A 16445-nucleotide genomic window follows, 5' to 3' on the forward strand; every position below is an offset into this window, starting at 1 on the left:
GGTTTTTCTCCGCGCGCGGTCGCCGACGTCCCACAAGAACATTCAGACTCTATACTGGCCCGTTAACCCACAAAACACCCCCCGGCCCCCCCCCCCCCATCAAAACCGGGGGGGCGCCCCCGCCGCAGGTGAGGCTTGTTACAGCTCAGTAGCTTGCGCTCACAGGCCGAGCTCGACCTCGAACTCGCCGGCTTCCAGGATCGCCTTGACGGCCGTCAGGTAACGGGCCGCGTCGGCGCCGTCCACCAGACGGTGGTCGTAGGAGAGCGCGACGTACGTCATGTCGCGGATCGCGATGGTCTCACCCAGGTCCGGGTGGTTCACGACGACCGGACGACGGACCGTGGCACCGATGCCCAGGATGGCGACCTGGTTCGGGGGCACGATGATCGTGTCGAACAGCGCACCGCGCGAGCCGGTGTTGGAGATCGTGAAGGTCGCACCGGCGAGGTCGTCCGGCGTGATCTTGCTGGCGCGGACGGCGCCCGCGAGCTCCGCGGTCTTCTTGGCGATACCGGCGATGTTCAGGTCGCCCGCACCCTTGATGACCGGGGTCATCAGACCCTTCTCGGAGTCCACGGCGATGCCGATGTTCTCCGAGTCGAAGTACGTGATGGTGCCCTCGTCCTCGTTGATCCGGGCGTTGATGACCGGGTGGGCCTTCAGCGCCTGGGCCGCCGCCTTCACGAAGAACGGCATCGGGGACAGCTTGACGCCCTCACGGGCGGCGAAGGAGTTCTTCGCCTGGTTGCGCAGCTTCATCAGCTTGGTGATGTCGACCTCGACGACCGAGGTCAGCTGGGCCTGGCCGTGCAGCGCCTTCATCATGTTGTCGCCGATGACCTTGCGCATGCGGGTCATCTTGACGGTCTGACCGCGCAGCGGGGAGACCTCGAGGGCCGGGGCCTTCGACGCGGCGGCCGGAGCGGCGGCGACGGGGGCCGGGGCGGCCTTCTTGGCCTCGGCGGCCGCGAGGACGTCCTGCTTGCGGATACGGCCGCCGACGCCGGTGCCCTTGACGGACGCCAGGTCGATGCCGTTCTCGGCGGCGAGCTTGCGGACCAGCGGGGTCACGTAGGCGCCGTCGTCCGCCGGCTGTGCGGCGGCGGGGGCGGCGGCCGGAGCCGGGGTGACCGGAGCCGGGGCGGCCACCGGGGCGGCGGGCGCGACCGGAGCCGGAGCGGCGACCGGGGCGGCCGGAGCCACGGGGGCGGGGGCCGGAGCCGGAGCGGCCGGAGCCGGAGCGGCGGCGGGAGCCGGGGCGGCGGCCGGGGCCGGGGCGGCCGGAGCGGCACCCGCGGCACCGATGACGGCCAGCTTGGCGCCGACCTCGGCGGTCTCGTCCTCGGCGACGACGATCTCCAGGAGGACACCCGAAGCCGGGGCCGGGATCTCGGTGTCGACCTTGTCCGTGGAGACCTCGAGGAGCGGCTCGTCGGCCTCGACGGTCTCGCCGACCGACTTCAGCCAGCGGGTGACGGTGCCCTCGGTGACCGACTCACCGAGCGCCGGCAGGACGACGTCCGTACCGGTGGCACCGCCGGCCGGAGCCGCGGCGGGGGCCTCGGCCACGGGGGCCGGGGCGGCGGGGGCCTCGGCGACCGGCGCCGGAGCGGCCGGGGCCTCGGCGGCGGCCGGAGCCGGGGCGGCGGCCGGCGCACCGGTGCCGTCGTCGATGATCGCCAGCTCGGCGCCGACCTCGACGGTCTCGTCCTCGGCGACCTTGATGGAGGCCAGGATGCCCGAGGCGGGGGCGGGGATCTCGGTGTCGACCTTGTCGGTCGAGACCTCGAGCAGCGGCTCGTCGGCCTCGACACGCTCACCCTCGGCCTTGAGCCAGCGGGTGACGGTGCCCTCGGTGACGCTCTCGCCGAGCGCCGGCAGGGTTACGGAAACCGACATGGTTTCAGTTGCTCCTAACGAATTGCGGAAAGTGGTCGTCGCGCCCGTGGATGACGTGAGCGTCAGTCGTGGGAGTGCAGAGGCTTGCCGGCCAGCGCCAGGTGCGCCTCGCCGAGCGCCTCGTTCTGCGTCGGGTGGGCGTGGATGAGCTGCGCGACCTCGGCCGGCAGCGCCTCCCAGTTGTAGATCAGCTGCGCTTCGCCGACCTGCTCGCCCATGCGGTCACCGACCATGTGGACGCCGACCACGGCACCGTCCTTGACCTGGACGAGCTTGATCTCGCCCGCGGTCTTCAGGATCTTGCTCTTGCCGTTGCCCGCGAGGTTGTACTTCAGGGCGACGACCTTGTCCGCACCGTAGATCTCCTTGGCCTTGGCCTCGGTGATGCCGACGGAGGCGACCTCGGGGTGGCAGTACGTCACCCGCGGCACGCCGTCGTAGTCGATCGGCACGGTCTTCAGACCGGCCAGACGCTCCGCCACCAGGATGCCCTCGGCGAAGCCCACGTGCGCGAGCTGCAGGGTCGGGACGAGGTCGCCGACCGCGGAGATAGTGGGCACGTTGGTGCGCATGTACTCGTCGACGAGGACGTAGCCGCGGTCCATCGCGACGCCCTGCTCCTCGTAGCCGAGACCGGCCGAGACCGGGCCGCGGCCGATGGCGACGAGCAGGACCTCCGCCTCGAAGGTCTTGCCGTCGGCCAGGGTGACCTTGACGCCGCTGTCGGTGTACTCGGCGGACTGGAAGAACGTGCCGAGGTTGAACTTGATGCCGCGCTTGCGGAAGGCGCGCTCAAGAAGCTTGGAGCTGTTCTCGTCCTCGACCGGGACCAGGTGCTTCAGGCCCTCGATGACCGTGACGTCCGTACCGAAGGACTTCCACGCGGAGGCGAACTCGACGCCGATGACACCGCCGCCGAGGATGATCGCGGACTCCGGGACGCGGTCCAGGGTCAGCGCGTGGTCCGAGGAGATGATGCGGTTGCCGTCGATCTCCAGGCCCGGCAGCGACTTGGGTACGGAGCCGGTGGCGAGGAGGACGTGACGACCCTCGACGCGGCGGCCGTCCACGTCGACGGAGGTCGGGGAGGAGAGGCGGCCGTGGCCCTCGATGTATGTCACCTTGCGCGAGGCGACCAGACCCTGCAGACCCTTGTAGAGGCCCGAGATCACATCGTCCTTGTACTTGTGGACGGCCTTGATGTCGATGCCCTCGAAGGAGGCCTTGACACCGAACTGCTCCGCCTCGCGGGTCTGGTCGGCGACCTCGCCGGCGTGGAGCAGGGCCTTCGTCGGGATGCAGCCGTTGTGCAGGCAGGTGCCGCCGAGCTTGTTCTTCTCGATCAGTGCGACGTCCAGGCCCAGCTGCGCTCCGCGCAGCGCCGCGGCGTAACCGCCGCTACCGCCGCCGAGGATCACTAGGTCGAAAACGGTGCTGGCGTCGTTCGCCACGTCACGTCCTCCATGCATGTGCGCCGGTCGCCGGTCTCCGATGACCGGGCGGCGGCTGGTGTTCGGCCGCTTTTATGTCGGCCCTGTGGTGGGGGCCCTGTCCTGCCGAGAACCCATCTTCGCACTTGTTGCCGGAAGGCGGGACGCGGGGCCGGTGTCTGAGACGGGGGGATCGTCCGTACGGCCGGGTAACAGAGGCGTGCGAACCTGCGGATTTCGTCGAGGGCGCAACGGGAACGGCCCCGGGGAGCGGGTCCCCGGGGCCGTGTACGTCACACGACGGCTCAGAGCTCGCCGTCGGCCGTCCGCTCGGCCAGCTTCACCAGGGTGCGGACCGCGGAGCCGGTGCCGCCCTTGGGGGTGTAGCCGTACGGAGCGCCCTCGTGGAAGGCCGGGCCCGCGATGTCGAGGTGCGCCCAGGTGATGCCCTCGCCCACGAACTCCTGCAGGAACAGACCGGCGACCAGGCCGCCGCCCATCCGCTCGCCCATGTTCGCGATGTCCGCGGTCGGGGAGTCCATGCCCTTGCGCAGGTCCGCCGGGAGCGGCATCGGCCAGGACTGCTCGCCGACCTCCTCGGCGATCTCGTGGATCGCGGTGCGGTAGTCGTCGTCGTTGGCCATGATGCCGAAGGTCCGGTTGCCCAGGGCCAGCACCATCGCGCCGGTCAGGGTCGCCACGTCGACGATCGCGTCCGGGTTCTCTTCCGAGGCCTTGGTCAGCGCGTCGGCGAGGACGAGCCGGCCCTCGGCGTCGGTGTTGAGGACCTCGACGGTCTTGCCGCTGTACATGCGCAGCACGTCGCCGGGTCGGGTGGCCGAGCCCGACGGCATGTTCTCGGCCAGCGCCAGCCAGCCGGTCACGTTGACGGCCAGGCCGATGCGGGCGGCGGCGACGACCGCGGCGAACACGGCGGCGGCGCCGCTCATGTCGCACTTCATCGTCTCGTTGTGGCCGGCCGGCTTCAGGGAGATGCCGCCCGAGTCGTAGGTGATGCCCTTGCCGACGAGGGCGAGGGTCTTCTCCGCCTCCGGGTGGGTGTAGGCGATCTTGACCAGGCGGGGGCCGCGGACCGCGCCCTTGCCGACGCCGAGGATGCCGCCGTAGCCGCCCTTGTCGAGCGCCTTCTCGTCGAGCACCTGCACCTTGAGGCCGTGCTCCTTGCCGGCGGCGGTGACGATGGCGGCGAACGTCTCGGGGTAGAGGTCGTTCGGCGGCATGTTGATCAGGTCGCGGGCGCGGTTGATCTCCTCGGTGAGCGCCAGCGCGCGCTCGGCGGCGGCCTTGAAGGCCTTGTCGCGCGGCTTGGCGCCGAGCAGGGCGACCTCGGCCAGCGGCTTCTTCGCGTCCTTGCCGTTCTTGCTTTCCTGGTACGCGGTGTAGGCGTACGCACCGAGCAGGGCGCCCTCGGCGATCGCCTCGGCGTCCTCGGCGGCGGTGATCGGCAGCGCGAAGGCGGCCTTCTTGGTGCCGTTCAGGGTGCGGGCGGCGGTGCCGGCGGCGCGGCGCAGGGTCTCGGCGCCGTACGCCTGACCGTCCTCGGGGGCGGAGCCCAGGCCGACGGCGAGCACGACGGGGGCCTTCAGGCCGGCGGGGGCGGGCAGCTTGGTGGCCTCACCCTCGGCACCCGCGGCGCCCAGGGTCTCCAGGACGGTGGCGAGCTTGCCGTCGAACGCCTGGTCCACGGCCTCGGCGCCCGGGGCGACGAGCAGACCCTTTCCGGACTTCGCTACGCCGACGACAAGGACGTCGGCGCGCAGCGTCGCCGCGCCGGCAGTGCTGAGAGTGAGAGCAGTCACGGTGGTGAAATCTCGCTTCCATTGAGTTCTGTGGCGGTCGAGGGATGGGCCGACCGTGCCCGCCGCATCGTATTTCGGCCCGGGGAACGCCGAGAACGAGCCTACGCTCGCTGTTCGTGTTCGCTCACGGCGACGGTGATTCACTCGTCCGTGGTGTCTCTTTCACGTTTACCCCTCAGTGTCGGAGAGCTCGGTCACACTCGCCTCATTCACGCAAGGGCAGCAGCCGCTCCTTTGCATCATCCGCATCATCTCCACAGGTCCTCCCTATCCGGTCGGGCCTGTCGAGGGGGGACACCACCAGATGGACTCTGCCGGATCCCGTATGCCCAGATCAGCCAGGACGGCATCCCTGCTGGCCGCCGCGCTCCTGGCCACCGTCATCCCGTCCGCGGCGGCCAGTGCCGCCGAGACGGTTCCGCGGATCGACCTCACCGTCCTGGTCGTGGACGACGGCGGAAGCGCCGTGGAGGCGATCACCTCCGAACTGCGCTCCACCGGCGTCCCGTACCGCCGGGTCGATCTGGCCGATTCCGGCCGCCCGGTCATCACCGCCGGATTCCTCAGCGACACGGTCTCCGGGCGTCCCCGGGCCAAGTACCAGGGCGTCGTCCTGCCCCACGAGTCCGCCTTCGGCCCCGACTCCGCCGAGCAGGCGGCCCTCACCGCGTACGAGAAGACCTTCGGCGTCCCGCAGGTCGACGCGTACACCTGGGCGCACCCCGGCGTCGGTCTCGACTACACCAGCGAAGGGGGACTGTCCGGTCCCCTCGACGGGGCCGCCGCCTCCGTCACCGCGGCCGGCCGGGCCGGGCCCTTCCGCCATCTGGACGGGCCGCTGACCTTCGAGGACAACGACCCGGCGATCGCCGAGAGCTACGGCTACGCGGGCCGGCCGCGCGAGGGCTACACCAGCTACCTCGACATCCCCGTCGACGGCGGCGGCCGGGCCAGCCTGATCGGCGAGTACGCCCACGACGGGCGCCGCGAACTGGTCGTCACCTTCGCCTACAACCAGTACCAGCGGCAGTTCCGGGCGCTCGCCCGCGGCATCGTCGAATGGCTCACCCAGGGCGTCCATCTCGGCCAGAGCCGCAGCTACTTCTCCGTCCACGTCGACGACGTCCTCGCCCCCGACGCCCGCTGGGACACGGCCCGCAACTGCACCCCCGGCGACTTCGACTGCGTGGGCGGCGACGGCGAGGGCGAGAACCCCGTCCGGATGACCGCCGAGGACGCCCGGTACGCGGCCGCCTGGCAGAAGTCCTCCGGCTTCACCCTCGACATGGTCTACAACGGCGGCCAGGGCGAGCAGTGGAAGACCGAGCACGGAGGCACCGACCCGCTGGCCGCCCAGCTGATCGCCGACCGCGCCCAGTACCGCTGGGTGAACCACACCTACACCCACCCCTTCCTCGGCTGCGTCCAGGACAACACCACCGTCCCCTGGCAGTGCGCCGAGAACGCCACCGGCGCCACCCTGTGGACGAGCCGCAGCGTGATCTCCGGACAGATCCGCGACAACCACAACTGGGCCGTCGCCAAGGGCATCTCCGTCGACCGCACCGAACTCGTCACCGGCGAGCACTCCGGTCTGAAGACCCTCCCGCAGCAGGGCGCCGACAACCCGAACCTGGCCGGCGCGCTCGCCGACAACGGCGTGAAGTGGATCGCCAGCGACAACTCCCGCGAGCCCCGGCAGCGCGCCGTCGGCGCCGCGAAGACCGTCCCGCGCCACCCCATGAACGTGTACTACAACGTGGGTACGGCCGCCGAGATGGCCGACGAGTACAACTGGATCTACACCTCGCGCGCCGACGGCGGCAGCGGGATCTGCGAGTCCAACCCGGCCTCCACCTGCCTGCCCGCCCCGCTCGACACCGCCACCGGATACGCCTCCCACATCGTCCCGCAGGAGGCGCGCACGGCCCTCTCCCACGTCGTGGCGAACGACCCGCGCCCGCACTACGTCCACCAGTCCAACCTCGCCGAGGAGCGGATCCTCTACCCCGTCCTCGACCGGGTCCTCGCCGACTACCGGGCCCTCTTCGCCGACAACACCCCGCTGGTGAACCCCCGTCAGCGCGACGTCGGCACCGAGCTGAACCGCCGTGCCGCCTGGGAGCAGGCGCTCGCGGCCGGCCAGGTCGCCGCGTACCGCATCGGCACGACCGTGACCGTCAAGGCGCCCGCGGGCGTGACCGCGCCGATCACCGTCCCGGAGGGAACGCGCAAGCAACTCCTCCTCGGCACCGCGGTGTTCGGGACGGCGTACGCCGGAACGCGCTCGGCCTGGACGGCCCCGGAGCCCCTGCAGAGCGCGACCACGCTCCGGCTCCCGACCGTCTGAGACCCGCCGACCGCTTCGCGCACTGACCGCTGACCGTACGTTCTGGGGGAAACGCACATGCCGAGCAGTGGCCGTCACGTCACCATGCTCACCGAAGGCACCTATCCGCATGTCCACGGGGGAGTCTCCACCTGGTGCGACCAGCTCGTCCGGGGGATGCCCGAGGTCGACTTCGAGGTCCTCGCCCTCACCGGCAGCGGCCGCGAACCGGTCACCTGGGAGCTGCCGTCCAACGTCCGACGGCACACCGCCTTCCCGCTCTGGGGCCTCGCCCCGGAGCGGGGGCGGGCCCCGCGCGGGCGGGCACGCCGTCGCCTGGTCGACACCTACGAGCGCTTCCTGCTCTCGATACTCGATCCCAGCGCCGGCTGCGACTTCGGCGAGGGGCTCTACGCCCTGGCCGAACTCGCCCGGCGCGGAGGGCTCACCGCGGCCCTGCGCTCGGAGAGCATGCTGCGCTCCCTGATGTGGATCTGGACCATGCCGCATCTGCCGACTGCCGCGGCCAGGCCCACCGTCCACGACGCGCTGACCGCCACCGACCTGCTGGAGCACGCGCTCCGGCCGCTGGCCGCCCGGATATCCGGCAGCAGCGTCGCGCACGCCGTCTCCAGCGGCCTCGCGACGCTGCCGGCGCTCGCCGCCCAGCACTTCGAGGGAGCGCCCTTCCTGCTCACCGAACACGGCATCTATCTGAGAGAGCGCTACCTCGGCTACCGCACCGAGGCCCAACGCTGGCCCGTCAAGGCCCTGATGCTCGGCTTCTACCGCGAGCTCAACACACTCGGCTACCGCAAGGCCGACCTGATCACCCCCTGCAACCAGTACAACCGGCGCTGGGAGGAGCGCGGCGGCGCGCCCGCCGCCCGCATCCGGACCGTCTACAACGGCGTCGATCCGCATGCCTTCCCCTACGCGGGGCCCGAGCCGGAGACCCCCACGCTCAGCTGGTGCGGCCGGATCGACCCCATCAAGGACCTGGAGACACTGATCCGGGCGTACGCGATCTCCCGTGCCGAACTCCCCGAACTGAGGCTGAGGTTGTTCGGCCCGGTTCCGGCCGGGAACGAGGACTACCGGACCCGTCTGGAGAAGCTGGCGGCCGAACTGGGCGTCACCGACGGCATCACCTTCGAGGGCCGGGTCTCCGACGTGGCCGGCGCCTACGCGGCCGGGAGCGTGGTGGCGCTGTCCTCGATCAGCGAAGGCTTCCCCTTCTCCCTGATCGAGGCCATGTCCTGCGGACGGGCCACGGTGTCCACGGACGTGGGCGGCGTACGGGAGGCCGTCGGCGACACCGGACTCGTCGTCCCGCCCCGCGAACCCGCCGTGCTGGCCGCGGCCATGACGGAGCTGCTGCGCGACGGGGAGCGTCGGGCCGAACTGGGCCGCAGGGCCCGGCAGCGGGTCGTCGACCGCTTCACCCTGCACCGCTCCGTGGACGGCTTCCGCCGGATCTACCGCGAACTCGCCGGAGAGCCCGTCACACCCCTGGTCGATCTCGACGACGGAACGGACTGGACCGTGCGCCTCACCGACCCCTGGCGTCAGGAACTCGTCGGCGGAGGTTCCCTGTCGTGAGCGGCTCGCTGTGGCTGAAGAACGGCACGATGCAGGACACCCTGCCGGTGATCCCGCGCCCTCGCGGCTCGGGCGCCGAGCCGTCCTTGGTGCGGGATCCGCTCGATCAGGATCCCCTCGCCGTCGACCCGATCGGCGAACTCGCCGACCGGCTCGACGCGTTGGCCGCCGGCGCCGTGCACCCCGACGAGATAGCCGCGATCCTGGAATCCGACGGCATGACCGACGACCACATCCGCCTCACCTACGGGCGCGCCGACTCCTTCGCGCTCGCCGAGGACCTCTACGCGCGCGTGGAGCGGCGTCACCCCCAGCCGGAGGCCCCGCCCACCGGGCCCTGGCACACCGGGCTCGTCGCCTGTCTGCTGCGCGGACTCGTCTTCGCCCTGCCCGGCCTCGCGTACGTCCTCGCGGCGCCGCTCCTCGCGGGACCGGGCAAGGGCCCGCTGCTCGCGTCGGCGGTCGCCGGGTGGGTATGGAACCAGGCCCTGGCCCATCGCGCGTACTCCTGGCTCGGCCTCGGCGACCGCGGGGCCGCCGCCCGCGCCCTGCTCCTCGGCGCCCCGACGGGCGCCCTCCTCGGCTCGGCCGTCGCCCTCGCGGCCGCCGGGCCCGGGGCGTGGCGCGTCGTCGTGTTCGCCGCCGGGCAGTCCCTCTACCTCGGCGCCGCGACCGTCCTGCTCGTCCTCGGCCGCGAACGCGCCCTGCTCTGCGCCCTGCTGCCGCTCGCCGGAGCGGTGCCCGCGTTCTGGTACGACCTCCCGCACGCCCTCCGCTCCGGGCTGCTCCTCCTCTCCTTGGCGGCCACGGTCACCTTCGCGGCGATCGTGCTGCGCCCAGGGCCGAGGCCGCGGTCCGGCCCGCCGCTCGTCGCTTCCCTCCCGTACGGCCTCTTCGGCCTCGGCACCGGCCTGCTCGTGCTGTACGCGGGGGTCGGCGACGCCCTGGTGACCGGCGCCGCGCCCGTGGTCGCGCTCACCCTGTCGATGGGGCCCGCCGAGTGGCTGCTGCACCGCTTCCGCCGCGAGACCCTCAGCGGGCTGCGCACCCTCACCAGCGCCCGCGCGTTCCGCCGGGCGGCCGCGGGGACGCTGGCGCACTGCCTCGGCGCGTATCTCGCCGTCCTGCTCGCCCTGGCCTCCGTCGGCACGCTGCTGTGGCCGGGAGCGCCGGCGCTCGACGGGCTCCGGCTCCTCGGCCTGCTGCTCGTCGGGATCGTGCTCTGGCTCGCCCTGCTCCTCCAGGCCTTCGGCGCGGTCCGCAGCGCGGCCGCCGTGTGCACGCTCGCCGCGGTGGCACAGATGCTCACCCCGACGGCCGGCCCCGTCGCGGCCGGCGTGGCGGCCACCGTCCTGGCCGTCCTGGCCGGCGCCCTGCTCGTACGCCCGACAGCCCACCGTGCCTAGGACGACCGTGAAGAAACCTTCCCTCCTCGTGCCCTTCTACGAGCACCCCGCCGAGCGACCAGATGCCTGGGACGTCGTGATCGAGGCCGCGCCGTCGCTGTACGGCGTCGTCCTCAACCCGGCGAGCGGCGCGGGGCAGAGCCGCGATCCCGCCTTCGCCGCCGTCGCGGAGCGGCTGCGCGCCGCCGGGGCGCGGGTGCTCGGCTACGTCGACACCGCGTACGGCCGCCGGCCGCACGGCGAGGTCGTCGCCGAGCTGCTCCGCCACCGCGACTGGTACGGCACCGACGGGGCGTTCCTCGACCAGGTGCCGACCGCGCCCGAGGCCATCGACCACTTCCGGCGCATCGGCGTCGCCGCCCGCGCCGCCGGGGCCCGGACGCTGGTCCTCAACCACGGCGCCCATCCCGACCCCGGCTACGCCGCGCTCGCCGATCTGCTGGTCACCTTCGAAGGCCCCTGGGACTCCTACCGGGCCCTCGACCTCCCGGTCGCCGACCACTACTGCCACCTGGTCTACGCGGCCCCCCACGGCGCCCTGCCGACCACCCGCGTCCACTGCTCGGTCCCGGGCACGGGGGCCCACCCGTGGGGCACGCTCCCGCATGCCCTGGCGCCGGCCCGATGACCCGGGGGACGACGGTCAGTCGCGGGTGACGGAGTAGCAGGTGGCCCGGCCCTCGCCGTTCTCCGTCCACTCGCGCTCGGTCGACCACCTGTACCAGGAACGGTCGCCGGCCACGTCGGCGCAGGCCCGCTTGGCCCGGTCCTTCGCCGACTCGGATCCGGGCCAGTCGCCCGCGAGCTTGTGCTGACCCTGGATCCTGCCGTCGTAGGAGCCGGTGCAGGGCACCTTCGCCACCAGCCGGCCGTGGCGCAGACCGGTGTTGAAGTCCATGCAGTCCCCGGACTTCGCGTCGTACGTGGCGATCACCACCGTGCCGGCGTCCAGGGTGCGCTCCGCGGGCGTCGCCGCGGCGGTCGGCTTCGAGGCGCCGAATCCACCGAGGGTGAGGTCGGCGTGGAGTGCGGTGACCCCCGCGAGGGCGCTGTCCTTCTCCTTGGTGAGCAGGGCGGACAGATCGGCCCGGGCGCGGGTGATCCGGCCGTCGGCGTCGACGTCGACGGTCACCGGGATCGGGGGCGTCTTCACCGTGTCGTACAGCGGGATGGGGACGAACTCCGTCCGCAGGTCGTACGGGAAGAGGTTCATGGCCGCCTTCAGCGGGAAGGTGGCGGTGTACGAACGCCCTGCCGTGCCCGTCCCCGCCGTCGCCTCCGCGGTGCCCAGCGCATCCAGGAGCGTGCCGCCGATCGCGGCCTCGGAGCCGCGCAGATGGCTGATCGAGTCGATGCCCCAGAGCGGCTTGATGTCGCCCGAGTACCGCAGCCAGTAGCCGGCCGAGGCGGCGCGGTAGTGGATGGTCCGGGTGTCCACCGTGTACCGGCTGGAGGTGTCGCCCGTGGTCCGCCCCGGAAGCGATCCGAGGATCGTCGCGCGGGCGTCCTCCGGGAACTGCCGGGGAACGCGCCAGGTGCTCGCCGCCTCGCCCCGGCTGCCGGTGAAGTCCACGCGTCCCGTGAGGGTCTGGACGGCCTTGCCGTGCCGCGAGGTGAAGGTGACGGTCTGGCGGAGCTCGGCGCTGCCGGCCTTCTGGGTGTGGCGCAGCGCGAGGAAGACCTGCCGGTCGAGCGGCTCGGAGAAGACGGGGTGGACGGCCGGCTTCGCGGCCCCGCCGTCGTCGGTTCCCCCGCCGCAGGCGGTGAGCGAAAGGGAGGCGGCGGCGAGCGCGGCAGCGGTACGGGCAAGGCGTCTGATCACGCCTTCATGACCGGGCGGACCTGCGGAAGGTTGCCCTCCCACAGGTCACGGAACGATCACCCCAGCGTCAGCGCGACGAGCGCCACCGTCCCGGCCGTCTCCTCCACCGCTCCGAACACATCGCCGGTCACCCCGCCGAACCTCCGCACGCACCGGCGCAGCAGCAGCGCCGCCGCGCCGAGGCCCGCCGCTGCCGCCAGGGCGTGGCGGATCGCGTCGTACGGGGAGAAGAGCGCGCCCGCGGCGGCGCACAGGACGAGGACGCCCCCGGTGACCAGCGCGGCCGAGCGCACCGGGACCGTGGCGGCGACCATCGCGCCCAGGCCCTCCGGGCGGGCCGCCGGGACACCGTGGCGGGAGGCGTGGGTGAGGGCGAGGCGGGCGACGGTCGCGGCGAGGGCGGCGGCGACCGTGCCGTGGGCCCAGCCCTCCTCGTACAGCCGGTACAGCGCGGCGACCTGGGCGAGCAGGACGAAGAGCAGCACGATGACACCGAACGGGCCGATGTCCGACTGCTTCATGATCCGCAGCGCGTCCTCCGCCGGCTTGGCGCTGCCGAGTCCGTCCGCCGTGTCCGCGAGTCCGTCCAGGTGCAGGCCCCGGGTCATCAGCGCCGGTACGGCGGCGGTGACGACGGCCGCGAGCAGCGGGCCGGAGCCGAACAGCAGGAACAGTCCGCCGAGCGCCGCGGAGAAGAGGCCCACGACGAGGCCCGCGAGCGGGGCCCACAACATGCCGGCGCGCGCCGCGTCCCGGTCCCAGCGGGTGATGCGGGCGGGGAGCACGGTGAGGGTGCCGAAGGCGAAACGCAGGCCGTCCATCCGGGCAGAGTAAGGCAGCGCGCTACCTTGTAAATTGCGCATCAGGTGCATATCGGAAGCGGGTGGCATGGGTCACTGGTTCTACCGCAACTTCGTCGAGCCCGGGAAGCTCCCGCTGCTCATCGCCCTGTTCTCCTTCGTCGTGACCTTCCTGGTCACCCGGATGATCGTGCGGATGATCCGGGCGGGGAAGGGCCCGTTCGGCAATGTGAAGTCCGCCGGGGGGCTGCACATCCACCATGTCGTGCCCGGCGTCGTCCTCACCGTCGTCGGCGGCTTCGGCGCGGTCGCCAGCGGCCGGGAGGGGGTCACCGCCTGTGTCTTCGCCGCGGTCTTCGGGATCGGCGCCGGCCTCGTCCTGGACGAGTTCGCGCTGATCCTCCACCTCGACGACGTCTACTGGAGCGACCAGGGCCGCAAGAGCGTCGAGGTCGTCGTCCTGACCGCCGCGCTGGTGGTGCTGGTCCTCGGCGGCTTCTCGCCGCTCGGCGTCAACGAACTCACCCCCGACGAGCGCCAGAACCGGGCCACCGTCGTCCTCACCCTGGTGGTGAACTTCCTCTTCGTCCTGATCGCACTGGTGAAGGGGAAGTTCCGGATCGCGGTGCTGGGCACCCTGGTGCCGTTCGTCGCGATCGTCGGAGCGGTACGGCTCGCCCGGCCCGGCTCCTGGTGGTCCCGCCACTTCTACCGCCGGCGCCACCGGGCTCGCGCCAAGTCCCGGCTGCGCACCTACCGGCACGACCGGCGCTGGGACCGGGTCCGCCGGCGTACTCAGGACGTGATCGGCGGCTTCCAGGAGCGGGTCCCGGGCCGCGGCTCCGGCTCGGGGTCCGACGGCGGCTGACGGCGCTCGCGCCAGGCCGTGACCGCCACGAGCACCAGCACCGCGGCGATCGCCGCCAGATGCTCCTTGCCCGCCAGGTTGCTCTTGATCAGGACCTCCACGACCATCGCGACGACCACCAGCGCCCCGGTCCAGCGGGCCCGGTAGCGCCAGCAGACGTAGACGGCGAGGCCGACCACGGCCGCCGAGGGGCCGGTGTCGACGACCCGGGCGTCCGAGGCGGGCAGCCCGAGAGGGCTGTCAGGGCCGAGCGCGATGCCCACCCGCGCGTACATCGTCCCGGCCAGCGTCGCCAGATACGCGAGGGCGAGGGTCCGCCGCCGCCCCAGACAGATCTCGGCGATGCCGAACACCAGCAGGACCTGGGCCAGCGCCCCCCACACCGGCAGGTCGAGCGCCGGGACGAAGAGCGAGAGCGGGGTCCGCAGCAGCGCGAGCCAGAGCGGGTCCTCTGCCCTCACCGAGCCGATGTTCTGGACCGGCTGGTAGCCCCAGTCCTGGTTCTGCACGAGCTGGAAGAGCGCCGTGAGGCATACGGCGGCCAGCGTCATCGGTATGGCCCGCCACCTTCTGGCGGCGAGCGCGGTCCGTACCGCGGTGTACAGCGGGCCCCACTCGCGGTGCGCGAAGTCCCGGACGGCGGGCCTCAACGCCGGCCCTCCAGGTGCTTGCGGTGCATCCACTTCGGCAGCCCGGGGGCTTCCAGGAAGCCCTCGGCGCGGCCGGCGGCGAGGCCGATGCGCAGTAGGTCGGCGCTCTTCTCGAAGAGCATGAAACGGGGCTCCCAGATCGGTCGGTACTTGGCGTTGGCGCGGTACAGCGACTCGATCTGCCACCAGCGGGAGAAGAAGCTGAGCAGCGAACGCCACATCCTCAGCACGGGTCCCGCTCCGAGCTTCGAGCCACGTTCGAAGACGGAACGGAACATGGCGAAGTTGAGCGACACCTGAGTGATCCCGATCTCCTCGGCGCGCTGGAGGAGTTCGATGACCATGAACTCCATCAGGCCGTTCTCGGAGTCACGGTCACGGCGCATCAGGTCCAGCGAGAGGCCCTTGGGGCCCCAGGGCACGAAGGACAGCACCGCTCGCAGCTCACCCTCGCCGTCGGTGCACTCCAGCATCACGCACCGGCCGTCCCGCGGGTCGCCGAGCCTGCCGAGCGCCATGGAGAAGCCCCGCTCGGTGGCACCGTCACGCCAGTCGTCGGCCTTGCGGAGCAGCGCGTCCATCTCGTCGGCGGGGATGTCCTCGTGGCGCCGGATCCGCACCTCGTACCCGGCCCGTTTGACCCGGTTGAACGCCTGCCGCACCGTGCGCATCGCGCGTCCGTCGAGGGTGAACTCGTCGGTCTCCACGATCGCCTCGTCGCCCAGCTCCAGGGCGTCCAGACCGTGCCGGGCGTAGATGGTGCCGGCCTCCTCGCCGGCGCCCATGACGGCAGGGACCCAGCCGTGCTCGCGAGCCTCGGCCAGCCAGGGCTCGATCGCCCCCGGCCAGGCCTCGGGATCGCCGATCGGGTCGCCGGAGGCGAGCGAGACCCCGCCGACCACCCGGTAGGCGATGGCGGCCTTCTCGCTGGGGGACCACACGACGCTCTTCTCGCGGCGGAGCGCGAAGTAGCCGAGCGAGTCGCGGTCGCCGTACTTGTCGAGCAGCAGCCGCAGCTTCTCCTCGTCCCCCTCCGTCAGGGGGTCGACGGCCCGGCGGGAGCGGAACGCGGCGTAGAGCACGGCGATGATCAGGAGCGTGGACAGCACGTTGATGGTGACGTCGACCCAGCCGGGGGTGGAGATCCCGTCGAAGCGCGAGTCGTCGGCGGCCAGGGTGATCAGCCGCATCACGCCGTACCGCCAGCGCTCCAGGAAGGTGGAGCCGCCGGCGGCGGTGTTGGTGACGGTGACCAGGACGGCGGCGAGCAGTGAGGTGACGAGCAGTCCGCCGACCGCCACGACGGCGGCGGCCAGCGGGTTGGAGCGGTCGCCCTTCGCGTAGAACTCCTTGCGGCCGAGCAGCAGCGCGAGCACGAACGCGGCGGTCAGGACGAGCGAGATCCAGTTCTGGGCGTGCTGCCGGATCTCCGGGAAGGCCATCGCGAGGGCGAAGAGCGCGAGGAAGAGTCCGCTGAGGACGATGTTGAGGATCCAGGCGGCGCGCTTGCGGCGGCGCATGGTGATCGCCAGGAAGAGCGTGAAGACACCCGAGGCGAAGCCCGCGGTCAGCAGGTACGGAGTGAAGTAGTCGTCCGTGTTGTGTCTGCGGAGGTCCTGGCCGAGCGAGACCCACACGGCGCTCAGGAAGTTGATGAACGTGACGGCGCGCAGGTACCAGACGGCGAACGCGGCGCTGCGCCGCGAACGGACGGTGCCCCGGGGCGTTCCTTCGGTGGACAAACGGACCTCTCCCATGAAAAGCGATCATATGGGGCATCGCTTGCCATGGCGGGGCGCCGGAGGCAGTCGTCCGC

Annotated in this window: 12 protein-coding genes; 5 read left to right on the forward strand and 7 right to left on the reverse strand. The window is 72.0% G+C overall.

Annotated elements, in window-relative coordinates; translation table 11 throughout:
• Positions 1-159 precede the first annotated feature (159 nt).
• From sucB to ACFVZW_RS32035, 3 genes are all read right to left on the reverse strand, one after another.
• Positions 160-1902: a 2-oxoglutarate dehydrogenase, E2 component, dihydrolipoamide succinyltransferase gene (gene sucB / locus ACFVZW_RS32025; protein ID WP_384528783.1), complete on the reverse strand. Its 1743-nt coding sequence runs from the start codon at positions 1900-1902 to the stop codon at positions 160-162.
• A 62-nt stretch (positions 1903-1964) separates the two neighbouring features.
• Entirely contained in the window at positions 1965-3353 is a 1389-nt protein-coding gene (gene lpdA, locus ACFVZW_RS32030) for a dihydrolipoyl dehydrogenase (RefSeq protein ID WP_329121381.1), read from the reverse strand.
• A gap of 284 nt (positions 3354-3637) precedes the next feature.
• Positions 3638-5152, reverse strand: a complete 1515-nt coding sequence (locus ACFVZW_RS32035; RefSeq protein WP_384528786.1) for a leucyl aminopeptidase — start codon at positions 5150-5152, stop codon at positions 3638-3640.
• 325 nt (positions 5153-5477) lie between these two features.
• Here ACFVZW_RS32035 and ACFVZW_RS32040 point away from each other — a divergent pair, with 325 nt between their 5' ends.
• Genes ACFVZW_RS32040 through ACFVZW_RS32055 form a run of 4 tightly spaced genes read left to right on the forward strand, consistent with a single transcriptional unit; the run spans position 5478 to position 11117 of the window.
• The gene (locus tag ACFVZW_RS32040; protein ID WP_384528789.1) at positions 5478-7502 is read left to right on the forward strand and encodes a hypothetical protein; all 2025 of its coding nucleotides are present in this window, start codon (positions 5478-5480) and stop codon (positions 7500-7502) included.
• A gap of 57 nt (positions 7503-7559) precedes the next feature.
• Positions 7560-9083 (forward strand): GT4 family glycosyltransferase PelF, encoded by a 1524-nt coding sequence (gene pelF, locus ACFVZW_RS32045; protein ID WP_384528791.1) that lies wholly within the window; start codon positions 7560-7562, stop codon positions 9081-9083.
• Positions 9080-10489, forward strand: coding sequence for a hypothetical protein (locus ACFVZW_RS32050; RefSeq protein WP_384528794.1), 1410 nt, complete (start codon positions 9080-9082; stop codon positions 10487-10489). Before pelF ends, ACFVZW_RS32050 begins: the two co-directional genes overlap by 4 nt.
• Before the next feature lie 7 nt (positions 10490-10496).
• Positions 10497-11117: a spherulation-specific family 4 protein gene (locus tag ACFVZW_RS32055; RefSeq protein ID WP_384528797.1), complete on the forward strand. Its 621-nt coding sequence runs from the start codon at positions 10497-10499 to the stop codon at positions 11115-11117.
• Between the two features lie 15 nt (positions 11118-11132).
• On the opposite strand, the gene ACFVZW_RS32060 is transcribed toward ACFVZW_RS32055, so the two are convergent.
• Both ACFVZW_RS32060 and cobS read right to left on the reverse strand, forming a co-directional pair.
• Positions 11133-12311 (reverse strand): hypothetical protein, encoded by a 1179-nt coding sequence (locus ACFVZW_RS32060; protein WP_384528800.1) that lies wholly within the window; start codon positions 12309-12311, stop codon positions 11133-11135.
• A gap of 56 nt (positions 12312-12367) precedes the next feature.
• Entirely contained in the window at positions 12368-13132 is a 765-nt protein-coding gene (gene cobS, locus ACFVZW_RS32065; RefSeq protein WP_384528803.1) for an adenosylcobinamide-GDP ribazoletransferase, read from the reverse strand.
• A gap of 67 nt (positions 13133-13199) precedes the next feature.
• On the opposite strand from cobS, the gene ACFVZW_RS32070 reads away from it, so the two are divergent.
• A complete protein-coding gene (locus ACFVZW_RS32070; RefSeq protein ID WP_384528805.1) occupies positions 13200-13979 on the forward strand; it encodes a hypothetical protein in 780 nt (259 codons plus the stop codon).
• Here ACFVZW_RS32070 and ACFVZW_RS32075 read toward each other — a convergent pair.
• Both ACFVZW_RS32075 and ACFVZW_RS32080 read right to left on the reverse strand, forming a co-directional pair.
• A complete protein-coding gene (locus tag ACFVZW_RS32075; protein ID WP_384528808.1) occupies positions 13907-14629 on the reverse strand; it encodes a hypothetical protein in 723 nt (240 codons plus the stop codon). The two genes, ACFVZW_RS32070 and ACFVZW_RS32075, sit on opposite strands and share 73 nt — an antisense overlap.
• Positions 14626-16386 carry a phosphatidylglycerol lysyltransferase domain-containing protein gene (locus ACFVZW_RS32080; RefSeq protein ID WP_384528811.1) on the reverse strand — a complete coding sequence of 587 codons (1761 nt, stop codon included), beginning with the start codon at positions 16384-16386 and terminating at the stop codon, positions 14626-14628. The genes ACFVZW_RS32075 and ACFVZW_RS32080 overlap by 4 nt, the downstream gene beginning before the upstream one ends.
• Positions 16387-16445: the final 59 nt, after the last annotated feature.

Origin of the sequence: Streptomyces sp. NPDC059567 (assembly GCF_042735655.1) — a bacterium.
In the GTDB taxonomy this organism is placed as follows: domain Bacteria; phylum Actinomycetota; class Actinomycetes; order Streptomycetales; family Streptomycetaceae; genus Streptomyces.

Excerpts from the sequence above, each read along its gene's own strand:
- ACFVZW_RS32070 (WP_384528805.1), top strand. The coding sequence starts at position 13,200 with ATGGGTCACTGGTTCTACCGCAACTTCGTCGAGCCCGGGAAGCTCCCG.
- sucB (WP_384528783.1), bottom strand. The coding sequence starts at position 1,902 with ATGTCGGTTTCCGTAACCCTGCCGGCGCTCGGCGAGAGCGTCACCGAG.
- ACFVZW_RS32040 (WP_384528789.1), top strand. The coding sequence starts at position 5,478 with ATGCCCAGATCAGCCAGGACGGCATCCCTGCTGGCCGCCGCGCTCCTG.
- cobS (WP_384528803.1), bottom strand. The coding sequence starts at position 13,132 with ATGGACGGCCTGCGTTTCGCCTTCGGCACCCTCACCGTGCTCCCCGCC.
- pelF (WP_384528791.1), top strand. The coding sequence starts at position 7,560 with ATGCCGAGCAGTGGCCGTCACGTCACCATGCTCACCGAAGGCACCTAT.
- ACFVZW_RS32080 (WP_384528811.1), bottom strand. The coding sequence starts at position 16,386 with ATGGGAGAGGTCCGTTTGTCCACCGAAGGAACGCCCCGGGGCACCGTC.